At 64.6% G+C, this 15,298-nt stretch carries 13 protein-coding genes; 10 read left to right on the forward strand and 3 right to left on the reverse strand.

The genetic code is table 11. The features are described 5' to 3' along the window. Positions 1–50 precede the first annotated feature (50 nt). The 3 genes from ACPJXG_RS04990 to ACPJXG_RS05000 all read right to left on the reverse strand — a co-directional run bounded on the left by ACPJXG_RS04990 (position 51) and on the right by ACPJXG_RS05000 (position 4,629). Positions 51–1,856, reverse strand: coding sequence for an ABC transporter ATP-binding protein (locus ACPJXG_RS04990; RefSeq protein ID WP_425253596.1), 1,806 nt, complete (start codon positions 1,854–1,856; stop codon positions 51–53). Next, positions 1,846–3,597 (reverse strand): ABC transporter ATP-binding protein, encoded by a 1,752-nt coding sequence (locus ACPJXG_RS04995; RefSeq protein WP_099402883.1) that lies wholly within the window; start codon positions 3,595–3,597, stop codon positions 1,846–1,848. Before ACPJXG_RS04995 ends, ACPJXG_RS04990 begins: the two co-directional genes overlap by 11 nt. 165 nt (positions 3,598–3,762) lie before the next feature. After that, positions 3,763–4,629, reverse strand: coding sequence for a phasin family protein (locus ACPJXG_RS05000; RefSeq protein WP_425253597.1), 867 nt, complete (start codon positions 4,627–4,629; stop codon positions 3,763–3,765). Positions 4,630–4,998: 369 nt separating this feature from the next. On the opposite strand from ACPJXG_RS05000, the gene ACPJXG_RS05005 reads away from it, so the two are divergent. From ACPJXG_RS05005 to xylB, 10 genes are all read left to right on the forward strand, one after another. After that, positions 4,999–6,273, forward strand: a complete 1,275-nt coding sequence (locus ACPJXG_RS05005) for an amidohydrolase family protein (protein WP_425253598.1) — start codon at positions 4,999–5,001, stop codon at positions 6,271–6,273. A 35-nt stretch (positions 6,274–6,308) separates the two neighbouring features. Continuing rightward, complete coding sequence (locus tag ACPJXG_RS05010) at positions 6,309–6,827, forward strand: N-acetyltransferase family protein (RefSeq protein WP_425253599.1); 519 nt, start codon at positions 6,309–6,311, stop codon at positions 6,825–6,827. Next, positions 6,824–7,366: a GNAT family N-acetyltransferase gene (locus ACPJXG_RS05015; protein ID WP_255206112.1), complete on the forward strand. Its 543-nt coding sequence runs from the start codon at positions 6,824–6,826 to the stop codon at positions 7,364–7,366. The genes ACPJXG_RS05010 and ACPJXG_RS05015 overlap by 4 nt, the downstream gene beginning before the upstream one ends. A 136-nt stretch (positions 7,367–7,502) precedes the next feature. After that, entirely contained in the window at positions 7,503–8,774 is a 1,272-nt protein-coding gene (locus ACPJXG_RS05020) for an ABC transporter substrate-binding protein (protein WP_176387938.1), read from the forward strand. Positions 8,775–8,869: 95 nt separating this feature from the next. After that, entirely contained in the window at positions 8,870–9,760 is an 891-nt protein-coding gene (locus tag ACPJXG_RS05025; RefSeq protein ID WP_425253600.1) for a carbohydrate ABC transporter permease, read from the forward strand. Next, positions 9,748–10,575, forward strand: coding sequence for a carbohydrate ABC transporter permease (locus ACPJXG_RS05030; protein ID WP_425253601.1), 828 nt, complete (start codon positions 9,748–9,750; stop codon positions 10,573–10,575). The genes ACPJXG_RS05025 and ACPJXG_RS05030 overlap by 13 nt, the downstream gene beginning before the upstream one ends. Before the next feature lie 12 nt (positions 10,576–10,587). Beyond that, complete coding sequence (locus tag ACPJXG_RS05035) at positions 10,588–11,628, forward strand: NAD(P)-dependent alcohol dehydrogenase (protein WP_425253602.1); 1,041 nt, start codon at positions 10,588–10,590, stop codon at positions 11,626–11,628. Between the two features lie 2 nt (positions 11,629–11,630). Further along, positions 11,631–12,755, forward strand: coding sequence for an ABC transporter ATP-binding protein (locus ACPJXG_RS05040; protein WP_425253603.1), 1,125 nt, complete (start codon positions 11,631–11,633; stop codon positions 12,753–12,755). 35 nt (positions 12,756–12,790) lie between these two features. Continuing rightward, complete coding sequence (locus ACPJXG_RS05045) at positions 12,791–13,681, forward strand: AraC family transcriptional regulator (RefSeq protein ID WP_035821643.1); 891 nt, start codon at positions 12,791–12,793, stop codon at positions 13,679–13,681. A gap of 17 nt (positions 13,682–13,698) precedes the next feature. Further along, the gene (xylB, locus tag ACPJXG_RS05050; RefSeq protein WP_425253604.1) at positions 13,699–15,180 is read left to right on the forward strand and encodes a xylulokinase; all 1,482 of its coding nucleotides are present in this window, start codon (positions 13,699–13,701) and stop codon (positions 15,178–15,180) included. The last annotated feature ends 118 nt before the right edge of the window (positions 15,181–15,298 follow it).

A 15,298-nucleotide genomic window follows, 5' to 3' on the forward strand; every position in this document is an offset into this window, starting at 1 on the left:
GTGCGCAGAAATTTGCGAAAGTGCACACGGCAGGCATTGACAAGGCCCTCTTACTGCGCCAGCTGCTGCAGCAGGTACAAGCGTTGGTACAGGCCGCCTTCGATCTGCATCAGGGCGTCGTGCGGCCCCGCTTCCGTGATGCGGCCATGGTTCAGCACGATGATACGGTCGGCTTCGCGGATGGTCGACAGGCGGTGGGCGATGGCGATGATGGTCACCTTGCCGCGCAATTCATTGAGAGCCAGTTGCACGATCTGCTCCGTCTGGCTATCGATGCGCGACGTCGCTTCGTCCAGCAGCAAAATGCGCGGCTGGCCAGCCAGCGCGCGGGCAATGGCGATCAGCTGCTTTTGCCCAGACGACAGGCGCGAGCCGCCTTCGCCCAGCGGCGTGTCGTAACCGTGTTCCAGTGCGGCGATGAAGTCGTGCGCATGCGCGGCGCGCGCGGCCGTCTCGATCTGCGCCTGCGTGTAGCCGCGGCCCATGTCGATGTTTTCGCGCGCCGAGGCGGCCAGCAGGAAGGGGTCTTGCGGCACCAGGCCCACGTCGGCGCGGAAGTGCTCATTGTCGATGCTGTCGAGGGCCACGCCATTGATGGCGATGCTGCCCTGCGTGACGGGGTAAAAGCGCAGCAGCAAGGAGAGCAAGGTCGACTTGCCGCTGCCCGTGTGGCCGACGATGCCGAAGAACGCTCCTTGCGGGATCGACAGCGACAGGTCGTGCAGCACGGGCTGGTTTTCCACGTAGGCGAACGTCAGGTTCTGGATGTCCACGGCGGGCAGGCCGCTGTCCGCTTTCGCCTGCCGCAGGGCCGGTGTTTCCCTGCCCTGTGCATGTTCGAGCGCCTGTGCTTCGTCCAGCAGGGCCGAGACGCGCGCCGTCGCCACCACCGATTGCTGCAGCTGGCTGAATTGCATGGTGATCTGGATCAGCGGCTCAATCACGCGTGCGATGTAGCTGATGAACGCGTACAGCACGCCCACTTCCACGGCGCCCATCTCGCGCCGGCCGAAGCTGAAGATGACGACGGCCAGCAGCACGATATTGAGCATGTCGAGTGCGGGGCGCAGCAGCCAGGCGTTGGCGCGCAATTCCTGCATGCGCGCCGTGTAGTGGTCCTGGTTGATGCCCGTGAAGCGCGCGCCGAAGCGCTTTTCCGCGTTATTCGCCTGCAGCACGCTCATGCCGCCGATCGATTCGGCGATCTGCCCATTGATCTCGCTGCGCAGGGCGCGCGCGCGCGTGACGGCCGGCGCGCTCCAGCGCTGGTACAGGAAGACGATGACCAGCACGGCCGGCAGCAGGGCCAGCACGATCAGCATCAAGCGCCAGTCGAGGAAAGCCATGGCGGCCATGGTGCCGACCAAAACGATGGAGCTGTCGAGGATGACGAACAGCACCTGCACGTACAGCGATTTCACCGCCTCCGTGTCGTTGGTGACCCGGCTGACCAGCTGGCCCGTGATGGCGCGGTCGAAAAAACTCATCGGCAGGCGCAGCACGTGCTGGTAAACGGTTTCGCGCAGGCGCTGCACCGAGCGCATGGCCAGGCCGGACAGGCGCACCAGCTGCAAATAGCGCAGGCCGGAAGCGACCCAGCCCGTCAGCAGGCAGCCGCCCAGCAGCAAGGACATGCGCGTCCAGTCCAGGTTGCGCGGCAGCAGATGCTGGTCGATCAGGGCCTTGCCCAGGATGGGTCCCGTCACTTCCAGCGCGGCGGCGAGGATCAGCCAGAATGTGGCCCAGTATAAATGGCGCAGGTCGGGCGCGGCGGCGCGGCGCAGCAGGCCGATGGCTTGCGCGGCCTGGCGGCGCACGGATTGCGTGGCGTTGGCTTGGTCGGTCTTAGATGGCATCGAGGCTGGCTTCCAGTTGTTGATAGCGCCACTGGCTGGCATACCAGCCGTCGCGCTGCATCAGCGCGTCGTGGTTGCCCGTTTCCGTGACGTGGCCGTCGCGCAGCACCAAAATCAGGTCCGCGTTGACGACGGCGCTCAGGCGGTGGCTGGCGATGATGGCGCTGCGCTCGGGGCGGCGCGCGCGCAGTTCTTCCAGGTGCTGCAGGATGCGCGTTTCCGTGCCCGTGTCGACGGCGGACAGCGCATCATCGAGCAGCAGCAAGCCGTTGTCGGCCAGCAGCGCGCGCGCGATGGCCACGCGCTGGCGCTGGCCGCCGGACAAGGTGATGCCCTTTTCGCCCACGTGGGTGGCATAGCCTTCGGGGAATTGCAGGATATCGTCGTGGATGTCGGCCAGCTGCGCCGCCCGTTCCACTTCCTCGCGCGTGGCGCCGGGACGGGCCAGGGCGATATTGTCGGCGATGGTGGCGGAGAACAAAAACGACTCCTGCGGCACCCAGCTGATGGCAGCGCGCAGCGCGTGCAAGGTATAAGCATCGAGCGCCTCGCCATTCCACGTGGCCGTGCCCGATTGTGGCGTGACCTGACGCAGCAGCACGCGCAGCAGGGTCGACTTGCCGCTGCCCGTCGGGCCCACCAAACCCAGGGTCTGGCCCGGCTGCAAACGCAGCGAGATGCCGGACAGCGCGGGCGCCGTCTGGCCCGCGTAGGCGAAGCCGACGTCCTGCAATTGCAGGGGGCCGGGCGTCAGCGTATCAATCGTGCCATGGTCGTCGATGGCCAGCGGCGCGTCTAACATGGGTTGCAAGCGCTGCCAGGCGGCGCGGCCCCGTTCGATCAAGGAGAGTACCCAGCCGGCGGCGAACATGGGCCAGATCAGCTGGCCCAGGTACATGGAAAAGCTCGTCAACGCGCCGATGGTCAGCTGGTCTTGCCACACGAGGTAGCCGCCCAGGCCCAGGGTCAGCGCCGTGGCGGCCGTCAGGGTCAGGCCGACGGCCGGTTCATACGCCGCTTCCCAGCGCTGCGCCGTCAGGCTGGCGTTGGCCGCGTGGCCGGCCAGGGTGGAGAACTGCTTGCTGCTGCGCTCTTCCAGGCCCAGCGCGCGCAAGGTGCGCACGCCCGACAAGGACTCTTGCACATGGTCGTTCAGCGCGGAAAAGCGCTTTAAGGAATCCGTCGACGCCGTGTGGATATGGCTCGAGATGCGCCAGAAGGCCAGTCCCATCAACGGGAAGGGCAGGAGGGCGATGCAGGCCAGGCGCCAGTCCACGCCCAGCAGCATGATGCCCAGCACCATCAGCAGGGTCAGTGTGCCGTCGAAGCCGGCCAGCATGGCTTCGCCGGCGGCCATTTCGATGGCGTCGATGTCATTGGTCGCCAGCGCCATCAGGTCGCCCGTGCGCTGGTTCTGGTAAAACGACGCGCCCTGCTGCGACATGCGCGTGTAGAAGCGCGTGCGCAGCATCACGCCCAGTTGGTAGGCGGCCTTGAACAGGGTGATGCGCCAGCCCACGCGCAGGAAATAGATGACGACGCCGACGGCGAGCAGGGTCAGCAGCTCAAGCCACAGTTCGGCCGCCGTCATGCGGTGCGCGGCCAGTGCGTCGATGATGGCGCCCACGCGGCGCGGGATCCAGACGGTCAGTGTTGCCACGCCTGTCAGCATGACGGCAGCGGCGGCATACGCCGGCCAATGCTGACGCACGAAGCCGGCGATGAGCCTCGATAAACTCATGGTTACCTTTTGTTTTTAGTAATGGGGTGTCGCGGGGCGGAAGGACGGGCACGCGGACGGAAAGTACGCGTAGGATACAACAAGGCGCAAAAGCGCGCTGTGGACGGGCACGCAAAAAACGGGCCGTAGCCCGTTGTTTTGCTGTGTCAGTGGCGTGCGCGAGGCTTACTTGCGGCTGCTGCCGCTGCCTTTGCCACCGCCCAGCATGTCGAGCTGTTTCGATGGCGTGCCCTTGGGCGCAACCTTGGCGGCTGGCGCTGGCGCGTGCTTGACGGCGGCCTTGGCCACGGTCTTGCCAGTGGCGCTGGCCGGCTTGGCGGCCGGTTTGCTCGAAGGAACTGGTTTGGCGGCCGGTTTGGCCGGTGCTGGCGCGGCGGCTTTCGCTGGCGCAGGTGCAGGTGCGGGCTTGGCCGCTTCCGGCTTGGCTGCCGGTTTGGCCGCCGGCTTGACTTCCACGGCTTTCACTGCTGGCTTGTCGGCAACCTTCTCGGCAACCTTGGCAGGCGCTGCCGCTGGCTTGGCTGCCGGTGCGGCGACAGGGGCAGGCGCGGGCGCCGCCTTGGCGACGGGCTTGGCCACTTCGGCAGGCTTGGCGGCAACGGGCGCTGGCGCCGCTGCTGGCGCTGGCGCAGCAAGGGGAGCGGCAGGTGCCGGTGCGGCAGCGACAGGAGCTGGGGCGGGTGCGGCAACAGGGGCGGCCGCATCGAGGCGATCCTTGGCCGAAGCCAGCAATTCAGCCTGGGTGCTCGAAGCGATGCCGAACAGCTGGCGGCTGTAGGCCAGCACGCTCTCGATGTTCGGTTGTGCCTGGCTGCTGCTGTAGCTGAAGAAGTCGCGCGGGTCCTGCGTTTCCAGCAGGTGCTGCGCCGTTTCCGCCGTCTGCGAGATGGCGGCCTTGCCGGCGTTCAGGTTCAGCGCGATGATTTTCTCGGCGCTTTCAAAGACTTTGCTGGTCAGGGTGCTGAAGATTTGCAGCTGGCTTTCCAGTTGCGACTTGGCGGCGCTGGAAAATTGTTCAGGAAGCGGAAACATATTTACTCCTTTGTACGGATTAAAATGCTGGCAAAACGCTCTGCAAAATCCCGAAAACCAGAGTTGGCCGCGTTTTGTAAAGTAGGTAGCGCGCGAATAGACTGTTTATGATGCAACGCAATATGAATATTCTAGCGGTGATTCGAGTTAGTTGAAAGCTATTTTCTCAAGGGCGTGCGCCGCAGGCTTGCCGCATTTAGGCGCCCGGCAGCATTTGCCGGAAGTTTGCGCGCGCGCAAAGCGTTGTCAGGGAATCTATGGCTACGCTTTTGCCAGTGACTATATTCTTGCACTGCAGCATCCTTGAAGCGATAAGCTGACAATGCACTGGAAGCGCCAGATACCGTAGTCAACCGAAGGAGTGTCCGCATGGACCTAGTCATCCGCAATGCCAGCCTGCCCGACGGGCGCCGCGCCATCGATATCGCCATCGAGGGCGGCCGCATCGCCGCCGTCGGCACCGCCTTGCCCGTGACGGGCGCGCAAGAGATCGACGCCGCCGGCGACCTCGTCACGCCGCCGTTCGTCGACGCCCACTTCCACATGGACGCCACGCTCAGCTACGGCTTGCCGCGCGTGAACGCTTCCGGCACCCTGCTCGAAGGCATCGCCCTGTGGGGAGAATTGAAACCGCAACTGACGCAGGACGCGCTGGTGGCGCGCGCCCTGCAGTATTGCGACTGGGCCGTGGCGCGCGGCTTGCTGGCCATCCGCTCGCACGTCGATATTTGCGACCCGCGCCTGCTGGCCGTCGAAGCGCTGCTCGACGTCAAGCGGCAGGTGGCGCCGTATCTTGATTTGCAACTGGTGGCCTTCCCGCAGGACGGCATCCTGCGCAGTCCCGGCGCCTTCGATAATTTAAAACGCGCGATTGCCATGGGCGTCGACGTGGTGGGCGGCATCCCGCATTTCGAGCGCACCATGGCCGACGGCGCGGAATCCGTGCGCCTGCTGTGCGAATTCGCCTGCGAACGGGGCCTGATGGTCGACATGCATTGCGACGAGTCGGACGACCCGCTGTCGCGCCACATCGAAACCCTGGCCTTCCACAGCCAGCGCCTTGGCATGCAGGGCAGGGTGACGGGATCGCACCTGACGTCCATGCATTCGATGGACAATTATTATGTGAGCAAACTGCTGCCGCTGATCCGCGAGGCGGGCGTGGCGGCCATTGCCAACCCCCTCATCAACATCACCTTGCAGGCGCGCCACGATACGTATCCGAAGCGGCGCGGCATGACGCGCGTGCCCGAGATGCTGGCCGCCGGCATCCCCGTCGCCTTTGGCCACGACTGCGTGATGGACCCGTGGTACAGCCTCGGTTCGGGCGACATGCTGGAAGTGGCGCACATGGGGCTGCACGTGGCGCAGATGACGGGCCAGCAAGCGATGCACGACTGCTTCCTGGCCGTGACGGAAACGCCGGCGCGCATCCTGGGCCTCGATGGCTACGGCATCGCGCCCGGCTGCCATGCGGACTTGCTGATCCTCGATTGCGGCAGCACCGTGGAAGCGCTGCGTCTGCGCGCGGCGCGGCGCCTGGTGCTACGTCGCGGGAAAGTCGTCAGCGAGGCGCCCCGCGCGCAATCGCGCCTGCACCTGCCGGGGCGTCCGGACAGTGTGAACTTCCGCCTGGGCCGCTGATACAATCAGCCATCACTTGTTATCGGAGCACCGCCTTGAAAGAAATTGATATCCGCCCGGCCAGCGAAGCCGACTTCGACGCCATGTGGGAAATCTTCCACACCCTGGTGGCCGCCGGCGACACCTATTCCTTCCCCGCCGACACGACGCGCGAAGCATGCCACGCCTACTGGTTCGGCCCCGGCGTGCAAAGCTTCGTCGCCATGATGGGCAGCGAGCGCCTGCTGGGCATGTACAAGCTGGTGGCGAACCAGCCGGGCCATGGATCGCACGTGGCCAATGCCTCGTTCATGGTCGATCCGGCCGCGCAGGGCGTGGGCGTGGGCCGCATGCTGGGTGTGCACTGCATGGAAGAAGCGCGCCGCGCGGGCTACCTGGCGATGCAGTTCAATTTCGTCGTCAGCACCAACCTGGCCGCCGTCACCCTGTGGAAAAAACTGGGCTTCACGGTCGTCGCCACCCTGCCGCTGGCCTACCGCCACGCGCAGCTCGGCTATGTCGATGCCTACGTGATGTACCAGCTGCTGACCGACCCGATGCAGTGGCCGGCATGAGCGGCGCCGCGACAGAGCCGATGACCGTGATCGAGACGCCCCGTCTGCGCCTGCGCACCGCCACCCTGGACGATGCGGCCTTCTACATGGAGCTGGTGAACGACCCGTCGTGGATCGCCAACATCGGCCAGCGCAACATCCACACACTGGAGGCGGCCCGCGCCGCGCTGGAAACGGGACCCATGGCGCAGTTCCGCGCGCATGGTTATTCGCTGTACATCGTCGAGCGCCGCAGCGACGGCGCGCCCGTGGGCATGGCCGGCCTGGTGCGCCGCGACAGCCTGCCCGGCCCCGATATTGGCTATGCCGTGCGTCCCGCCTACTGGGGCCAGGGCTATGCCTGGGAGGCGACGGCGGCCATCGTGCAGCATGCGCAGCAGGTGCTGCGCCTGCGCACCCTGTACGGCATCACCTCGCAGCAAAACCAGGCATCGATCAATCTGCTCAACAAGCTGGGGCTGCGCTTCGAACGTTTCTCGCGCCTGCCGCCCGAGGGCCGGGAGACGAATATCTACCGCAAGGATTTTCGCCTGGATTGACGCGGCAAATACGTACCGGAAAAGTGAAAAATAGTATTTAAAATCTGGCCGTTTTTGTAGTGGTGGCGCGCGGTCTTTGTTTTTATAGTTGGCATACCGGTGGAAAACCACCGGACTATAAAAATGGAGACGTGTTATGAAAATCATGACTGCTGTTGCATGGGGCGCCCTCATGTCCGCCGGGTTCGCAGACGCTTCGGCGCAAAGCTGCTCGGTGCCCGTGCTCAAGGTGCTGGCGCAAAAAAGCCTGGGCTTGACGGTGATGGAAAAGACCCTCGCCGAGTATGAAAAGAAAAGCGGCACCAAGGTACAAATCAGCTATTTTGGCGAAAACGACCGCCGCTCGAAAGCCCGCCTCGATGCCTCCACCAAGGCCGGCTCCTATCAGATCTATTACATCGACGAAGCCAACGTGGCCGAATTCGCCACGGCCGGCTGGGTCGTCCCCCTGCTCAAATACCTGCCCAAGGAAGCCGACTACGAGGACTTCCTGCCGGGCCGCCGCGCCGTCGCCTCGTACAAGGGCGTGGCGTATTTCGCGCCCCTGATCGGCGGCAGCGACTTCCTGTTCTACCGCCGTGACCTGCTGGAAAAGGCCGGCATCGCCGTGCCGAAGACGCTCGACGAACTGGTTGCCGCCGTCAAGAAAATGAACAGCCCGCCGAATGTGTATGGCTGGGCGGCGCGGGGGCAGCGTGGCTCGGGCATGAATGTGTGGCGCTGGTCGCCGTTCATGCTGGCCGCCGGCGGCAAGTGGGAAAAGGACGGCGTACCCACCTTCAATTCGCCGCAGGCCGTGAAGGCCACGACCCTGTACCGCGACCTGTTCAAGTATTCGCCGCCGGGCGGCGCCACCTACGACTGGAGCAACGCGCTCGAAGCGTTCAGGTCGGGCAAGGTGGCCTTCATGATTGAGTCGACGCCGTTTGCCGACTGGATGGAAGACCCTAAGAAATCCTCGGTGGTCGACAAGGTCGGCTACGTGCGCCCGCCCGCGCCGCTGGCGTCTGCCGCCTACGGCCATGGCCTGGCCATCTCCGCCACGGGCGCCAGGGATGAATGCACGCGCCAGGCGGCTGGCAAGTTCATCGCTTTCGCCACGGGCAAGGAGCAGGAGCAGGCGCGCCTGAAGGACAACGTCTTCAGCGACTACAACCGCACGAGCACCATCAACAGCGACTACTTCCGCAAGCACGTCAAGCCGCAGATCCAGGCGGGCCTGACGGACACCACGCCCGTCTCGCGCGTCACCATCTGGCCTAGTCCCGAGTGGCCGGATATCGGCGACAACCTGGGCGTCGTGCTCGAAGAAGTCTTTACGGGCACACGCGGCGACGTGCAAAGCGCGCTCGATGAGGCGAATGAGTATGCGACCGAGGTGATGCAGCGGGCTAGCAAACGCAAATAAGGCGTATCGCCGTTTCACCCAACGGCGGAAGTGCTGGGGTCAGACCCGTCGGGTCTGACCCCGGATTTACGCTAACGAGCCTGAAAGCCTATTTTATGCCGCACTCCATCCATAAAAAACGCCACACCTGGCTGCCAGCCGTCTTTCTGACCTTGCCGCTGCTGGTCCTGCTGGTACTGGGCCTGGTGCCCAGTATCGCCGCCATCAACCTGGCCCTGCAAAACCGCGTGCTGCGCTACAGCGACAGCGAGTACGTCGGCTTTGCCAATTTTCTCCGCCTGTTCGGCGACCGCCGCTTCGTCAATGCCGTGCAAGTGTCGGCCATCTGGGAAGTGGTCACCGTGGCCGGTTCGCTGATCGTCGGCGTGCTGCTGGCCGTGTTCCTGTTCGAGAAAGTCAAGGGACGCACGCGTGACATCATCGCGCTGCTCTTGATCGTGCCCGTGCTGCTGCCGCGCGTGTCGGCCGCCTTCATCTGGAAGTTCATGTATTCGCCGCTGATGGGCATCCTCAACTGGCTGCTCGAATGCGTGGGCCTGGGCGGCACGGCCTTGCTGTCCGATCCCGCCACGGCCCTGTATGCGGTGGCGCTGGTCGATATCTGGCAGTGGGGCCTGTTCTTCGGCGCCGTCATCCTGAAGCTGCTGGAAACCCTGCCCGGCGAACCGCTGGAAGCGGCGCGCCTCGATTACGCCAGCACCTTGCAGGTGTATGCGTATATCGCGCTGCCGATGCTGAAGGTACCCATCATGAGCCTCGTCTTCATCAAGATGGTCGAGTCGCTGCGCTCGTTCGACCTGATCTACGTGATGACCAAAGGCGGCCCCGGCATCTCCACCGAAACGCTGGATATGTACGCGTATGCGCAAGGCATCGGCCTGATGGGCAAGGTGTCGTACGCGTCCAGCATGGCCGTACTGATGATGCTGGCCACGACAGTAATATTCACCCTGCTCTGGAAGCGAGTCGCCAAATGGGAAAACTGACTTTGACGCGCGGCGTTGGCACCGTCACCACCACCGCCATTACCACGCTGATTGTGCTGGTGGCGCTGTTCCCCATCCTGTGGGCCGTACTCAATTCCTTCAAGGAGCTGATGGATATCGTCACGCCCGTGCCGCGCTTTTTCTTCAGCCCGACCCTGGCCAACTACAAGCAGGTGCTGGCCAGCCCGGAAGTGCTGACGGGCCTCGGCAACAGCGTGGCCATCGTCGGCGTGGCCGTGTTGCTGGGCGCCGTGCTGGGCGTGCCGGCCGCGTATGCGATCGCCCGCTATCCGGTCCCGGCCAAGAAGGATATCCAGTTCTTCCTGCTGTCGCTGCGCTTTTTGCCGCCCGTCGCCGTCGCCATTCCCTTGATCTCGATCTGGATCGACCTGGGCCTGTACGACTCGCGCCTGTCGATGGTGGTGACGTATCTGCTGGTGACCCTGTCGACCATCATCTGGCTGTCGATTCCCGCCTTTGCGCGCATTCCGAAAGAGATCGAGGAAGCGGCGGCGCTCGACGGCTACGGCCCCTATCAGGTGTTCTGGTACGTGGCCCTGCCGGTGGCGTCGAAAACCCTGATGGGCGGCATCGTCTTCAGCTTCGTGCTGGTCTGGAATGAACTGATGATCGCGCTGGCGCTCACCTCCTCGAAAAGCATGACATTACCCGTGGTGGCGTCGGCCTTCACGTCGATGGGCCAGGAAGTGCCGTGGGGCGTGGTGAACGCTTCCACCGTGCTGCTGGCGCTGCCGTCGCTGCTGTTCGTCGGCATCCTGGGACGGCTGCTCAACTCCATGCTCAAACACAAATAAAAGGAATTCATCATGCAAGCACTCGTACTGGAACAGGCGGAAAAAATCACCTTGCGCGACATCGACCTGCCGCTGGCCGTCGGCCCGCGCGACGTGAAAATCAAGATTCATACCGTGGGCATCTGCGGCAGCGACGTGCATTACTTCAAGCATGGCAAGATCGGTCCCTTCGCCGTCGAAGCACCGATGGTGCTCGGCCACGAGGCGTCCGGCGTGGTGGCGGAAGTGGGCAATGAGGTGACGCACCTGAAGGTGGGCGACCGGGTCTGCATGGAGCCGGGTGTGCCGCAGTTCGATTCGCCGGCCACCATGCGCGGCCTGTACAACCTCGATCCTGCCGTGCGCTTTTGGGCCACGCCGCCCATCCACGGTTGCCTCACGCCGTACGTCGTGCATCCGGCCGCCTTTACCTTCAAGCTGCCCGACAACGTCAGCTTCGGTGAAGGCGCCATCGTCGAACCGCTGGCCATCGGCCTGCAGGCGGCGAAAAAGGCGGCCATCAAGCCGGGTGACGTGGCCGTGGTGATCGGTGCCGGCACCATCGGCGCTATGAATGCACTGGCGGCGCTGGCGGGCGGCTGCTCGCGCGTGATCCTGGCCGACCTGGTGCCGGAAAAGCTGGCCCTGTTCGCCGATAACCGCGCCGTGACCACGGTCGACGTGCGCCAGTCCAGCCTGGCGGACACGGTGCGCGAACTGACGGACGGCTGGGGCGCCGACATCGTTTTCGAGGCCAGCGGCAGCATGCGCGCCTACGACAACATCGTCGACTTGCTGTGCCCGAACGGCTGCCTGGTGCTGGTCGGCATGCCGCCGGATAAGGTACCTTTGGATATCGTCGCCATCCAGGCCAAAGAAGTGCGCATCGAATCGGTGTTCCGCTACGCGAACATCTTCCCGCGCGCCATCGCCTTGCTCGCTTCCGGCAAGATCGACGTCAAGCCCTTCATTTCGCGCACCTTCGGTTTTGCCGATGGCGTGCAGGCGTTCGAGGAAGCGGCCAAGGGCCACCCGCGCGACGTCAAGATTCAAATTGAACTGGCAGGAGACTGATCATGGCAAATATCACCTGCAGGCAGCTGCACAAGACGTATGACGAGAAGACGGCCGTGCTGCAGCCGTTCGACCTGGAAATCGATGACGGCGAATTCATCGTCCTGCTGGGGCCATCGGGCTGCGGCAAGTCGACCCTGCTGCGCATGATCGCGGGCCTGGAAGACATCAGCGGCGGCGAGCTGTTGATCGGCGGCGCCGTCGTCAACGATTTGCCGCCCCGCGCGCGCAACGTGGCGATGGTGTTCCAGAACTACGCGCTGTATCCGCACATGACGGTGTATGACAATATCGCCTTTGGCCTGCGCCGCCTGAAGGTGCCGAACGACGAGATCGAGCGCCGCGTGCGCGAGGTGGCGGCCATCCTCAGCCTGGACAGCCTGCTCGAGCGCAAGCCGCGCGCCATGTCGGGCGGCCAGCAGCAGCGCACGGCCATTGCGCGCGCCATGATCAAGACGCCGCAAGTGTTCCTGTTCGATGAACCGCTGTCGAACCTCGACGCCAAGCTGCGCGCGCAGCTGCGCGCCGACATCAAGCGCTTGCACCGGCGCCTGCGCACCACCACCCTGTACGTCACGCACGACCAGCTCGAAGCGATGACCCTGGCCGACCGGGTGGTGCTGATGAAGGGCGGGCATATCGAGCAGATCGGCACGCCGGCGGAACTGTACAACCATCCGCGTACCCTGTTCGCGGCCGGGTTCATCGGCACGCCGGCCATGAACTTCATCGATGGCGTCGTCGAAAAAGACGGCGGCCAGACGGTGCTCGTGTGCGCCGGCTACCGCTGGCCACTGGTCTCGTCCCGCTTCGCGGCGCTGACGGCAGGCAGCCGCGTGGTCTTCGGCCTGCGCCCGAACCACTTGCGCGCGGCGCGGCCGGACGAGCCGGCGGGTACGCATGGCCTGGCGTGCGCCATCGACCTGGTCGAGCTGCTGGGCGCCGAAGCGCTGATCAGCTTCCAGTGCGGCTCCTTGAGCCTGTCCGCGCTGCTGCCGGCGAACGCGGCCAACAGCGCGGCGCAGGTGGGGCAGAGTCTGGCGCTGGCCTTCGATGAAGAGCACATGCACCTGTTCGACGCCGACAGCGGGCTGGCTTTGGCGCTCAGTGCTCAGCTAAGTGGTTAGAATAGCTGGCAACGAGACCGCGCAAGGGAACTGCCGTGACGCCTGACCTGGAACTGATCCACAAACCGATCCACGAATCGTTTCGCGCGTGGGCGCACGGCTTTCCGCACACCGTGGCGAAATGGCATTTCCATCCCGAGTACGAACTTCACTTCATCATCACATCGAATGGCAAATTTTTTATCGGCGACCATATCGGCAGTTACGGGGCGGGCAATCTGATCCTGACGGGGCCGAACCTGCCGCACAACTGGGTCAGCGAACTGCCGGAAGGCGTGATCCTGCCCGAGCGCGACCTGGTGCTGCAGTTTTCCGGCGACTTCATCGAACGCTGCGCGCTGCTGTTCCCGGAAATGGCGCCCCTGAAAGCCCTGCTGGGCGAGGCAGGCAGGGGTTTGCAATTTCCCGATGCGCTGGGCCTGCGCCTGGTGCCGCTGATGAAGGAATTGACGACGGCGCAGGGCTTGCGCCGGGTCGAACTGTTTACGCGCCTGTTCGGCGAGCTGTGCGAGTGCCGCGAGCGGCGGCCCCTGGCCAGCGTCACTTACCTGGCGCAGGCGGGCCGCTACATGTCGTCGACCATCAACCTGGTGCTGGCGTATATCAAGCAGAACATCACGCTCGATTTTTGTGAGCAGGACGTGGCCGACGTGGCGGAAATGAACACCTTGAAATTCACGCGTTTCTTCCGCAAGCATACGGGCACGTCGTTCATTCAATACGTCAACCAGGAGCGCATCGCGCTCGCTTGCGAACTGCTGATGAACACGGATATGAAGGTCACCGATATCTGCTATCGCACGGGCTTCAACAACCTTTCCAATTTCAACCGCCAGTTTTTGGCGCACAAGCAGATGTCGCCGTCGAAGTTCCGCTCCTGCCTGCTGATGAACATGCCCGAGCCGTCCGGCGACGGCCATTCTTAACTTTCTTCTGGAATCAAATGACATATCTCGGTATCGATATCGGCACCTCCGAAATCAAGGCCATCCTCACCGATGACGCCCAGGCCATCCTTGCCAGCGCCGGCGTGGCCTTGCGCGTGTCTAGTCCCCATCCCGGCTGGTCGGAACAGAATCCCGAAGACTGGTGGCACGCCACCCTGGACGTCATCGCGGCCATCCGCGCCGCCCAGCCGGTGGCGTTTTCCGGCTTGCGCGGCATCGCGCTGTCGGGCCAGATGCATGGCGCCACCCTGCTCGACAAGCAGCAGCACGTGCTGCGCGCCGCCATCCTGTGGAACGATACGCGCGCCTTTGCCGAATGCGTGGAACTCGAGGCCTTGGTGCCCGAGTCGCGCGCCATCACGGGCAACCAGGCCATGCCCGGCTTCACGGCGCCCAAGCTGCTGTGGCTGCAAAAGTACGAACCGTCGCTGTTCCGCGCCACGGCCAAGGTCTTGCTGCCCAAGGATTACGTGGCGCTGCGCCTGACGGGCGAGTATGTGTCCGACATGTCCGACGCTTCCGGCACCCTGTGGCTGGACGTGGCCAAACGCGACTGGTCCGAGCGCATGCTGGCGGCCACTGGCCTGTCGCGCGAGCACATGCCGCGCCTGGTCGAAGGCAGCGCCGCCGCTGCGCAGGTGCGCCCGTCGCTGTGCCAGGAGTGGGGCATCGCGCACCCGGTGCTGCTGGCCGGCGGCGCGGGCGACAACGCGGCGGCGGCTGTCGGCCTGGGCGTGGTGGAGCCGGGCGCCGGTCTGCTGTCGCTGGGCACCTCGGGCGTGCTGTTCGCCGGCAGCGATGGCTTTGCGCCCAATCCGGGCCAGGGCGTGCACGCGTTTTGCCACTGCCTGCCCGAGCGCTGGCACCAGATGAGCGTGATCCTCAGCGCCGCGTCCAGCCTCAGCTGGGTGGCGCGGCTGACCCAGTCGAGCGACATCGGCGAATTGGTCAACCTGGCGGAAAGCGTCGAGGCGCGCACGGCGCCCATCTTCCTGCCGTATTTGAGCGGCGAACGCACGCCGCACAACGACGCCTCCGCGCGCGGGGTGTTTTTCGGTTTGTCGACGGAACACGGGCGCGCCGAACTGGCCTACAGCGTGATGGAAGGCGTGGCCTTTGCCATGGCCGACGGCAATGCGGCCCTGCGCAGCGCCGGCACGCACCTGGAAGAAGCGTCGTTCGTGGGCGGCGGTTCGCGCAGCCGTTTCTGGGCGCAGCTGTGCGCGAATGCCTCGGGCTTGAACGTGCTGCGTCACGACCACGGCGCGGCTGGCGGCACCATGGGCGCGGCGCGCCTGGCGCAGATGGCGGTGACGGGCTTGCCGCCCGCGCAGGTGTGCACGCGCCCAGCTGCGCAGGAGACAATCGCGCCGCAAGCGTCCGCCATGCTGGACGAGCGCCTGGCGCGCTACCGGCGGCTGTACCCGCTGCTGCGCGCGGAGTTCGCCGGCGCGCCAGGCGAAGGCGTGGCCGGATAGTCAACTTTCCATTGTAATTTGTTGTTTCTATGTTGAAAGTGTTTCTCTAGCGAAAGCGCTGCTTGGTTTTTCGCGGGGCGCGCCCCATGATTTCCCCATTTGGTGAGAATTGGATAGT

This window comes from Janthinobacterium sp. NFX145, assembly GCF_049810325.1.
Lineage (GTDB): Bacteria > Pseudomonadota > Gammaproteobacteria > Burkholderiales > Burkholderiaceae_D > Janthinobacterium > Janthinobacterium rivuli.